This is a genomic window from Methylomonas methanica (assembly GCF_001644035.1).
In the GTDB taxonomy this organism is placed as follows: domain Bacteria; phylum Pseudomonadota; class Gammaproteobacteria; order Methylococcales; family Methylomonadaceae; genus Methylomonas; species Methylomonas methanica_A.
Genome location: NZ_LUUG01000102.1, coordinates 1 through 1,667 on the forward strand (window position 1 = coordinate 1; position 1,667 = coordinate 1,667).

The following is a 1,667-nucleotide window of genomic DNA, read 5'->3' on the forward strand; positions in this document are numbered from 1 at the left end:
CCTGAATCCGTGACTTAAAATGCCGCACACAGCTCTATCGTAATGATTTATAAGGCCTATTCTGGGATAATAGGCGCATTCCATTTTTCACCCAGCGAGTGAGTCATGAAGCGGTTTATCCTGGAGCAATCTGAAACTGAATTTTATACCAGCCATTCCGGATTAGCCTTGGTGGGTTTATGTTTGAATCGGTATGGTCAACTTAATCAGGCCTTGGAAAAAGGTATTCCGTTGCGACACGGCATTTCTCACGCCGATATTATCAAAAGCTCTATCGGTACCCTTTGTCTGGGCAAGAGTGATTTCGAAGCCATCGAAAACCATCGTAACGACGACTATTTCAAAGCTGCGCTGTCGATTCAGCAAGTGCCGTCCAGCGCTCGCCTCAGACAACGCCTGGACGAACACGCCGACGCCTTGTTGCCGATCGTTTATCAAAGCAACATCGATTTTCTGGCCCATGCCCAAGTGCCGGTGACGCCGCTGGCTACCGGTCATGTCGCGCTGGATATCGATGTCTACCCCATGAACAACGAAAAAACCCGCAAGGAAGGCGTGTCCCGAACCTACAAAGGTTTTGACGGCTACGCCCCGATTGCCCTCTATCTGGGCAAAGAAGGTTGGTGCATCGGTAATGAACTGCGCGAAGGCAAGCAGCATTGCCAATATGAATTTCGGTATTCACTGGAACGCGGACTGGTCGCCGCGAAACGCTTAACCGCTTTGCCTTTACTGGTGCGCCTGGATAGCGGCCACGACGCCCTCGACAATCGCATCGACTTACACGAAGCCGACCAGGTCGATTTCATCATCAAATGGAACCCGCGCAAACAGGATGTCGAAGTCTGGCTGGCCCATGCCGAACAACACGGCCAATGGACTGCACCTCGCGAAGGCAAACGCGTGGCGCTGTTTAGCGTCACCGAGCAACATCCTCGCAACGGCAAAACCTACACCTTTCGCCGGGTCATGCAAATCATCGAACGGAGCATCACGCCTCAAGGTCAACAGCTGTTGATGCCCGACATCGAAATCGAAGGCTGGTGGACTAGTCTTGATGGCGCCGCGCATGACGATGCGCGGATCATCGCCCTATACCGCGACCATGCCACCGCCGAACAATTTCACAGCGAATTCAAAACCGATCTGGACATCGAGCGTCTACCGTCTGGCAAATTCGCCACTAATGATCTGATCATGACGCTCAGCGCCTATAGCTACAACATTCTGCGCTGGATTGGCCTCATCGGCTTGCTCGGTGAACAAAGCCCAATCCGGCATCCCGCCAAACGGCGGCGTATCAAAACCGTGATCCAGGAACTCATGTACCTGGCCGCACGACTCATCCGCAGCGGGCACCGCCTCAAACTGCGCTTTTCACAGGGTTGCCCCGGCTTCATCGCCTTTGAATCCACCTACGCCAAACTCGCCGTAGGCTAGCGACTGATGGCCTTGCCGCTGACAGCATAACGCCGCAAATTGACTGCGGAAGGGGATGTTGCGGCTAAAATCCAGCCATTTGAACCGCGCCGGAAAAATACTCCGGATAATAGGCTGAATTTCTAGCTGTGAAACTCGATTCCAGGGACCGCACTTTTAAATTCAGCGAATTTTGGAATAGTTTGGCAACTAAAAGGGCTGGCAATATGTGGAGTCACGGATTCAGG

At 52.8% G+C, this 1,667-nt stretch carries 1 protein-coding gene; it reads left to right on the forward strand.

Annotated features, from left to right (window positions below; all coding sequences use genetic code 11):
* The first annotated feature begins 105 nt into the window (after nucleotides 1-105).
* On the forward strand, nucleotides 106-1,440 hold the full coding sequence (locus tag A1332_RS19040) for an IS1380 family transposase (RefSeq protein WP_064010007.1): 1,335 nt from the start codon (nucleotides 106-108) through the stop codon (nucleotides 1,438-1,440).
* Nucleotides 1,441-1,667 lie beyond the last annotated feature (227 nt).

Bases quoted from the DNA above. Each gene is read 5' to 3' on its own strand.
- A1332_RS19040 (WP_064010007.1), top strand. From the start codon at position 106: ATGAAGCGGTTTATCCTGGAGCAATCTGAAACTGAATTTTATACCAGC.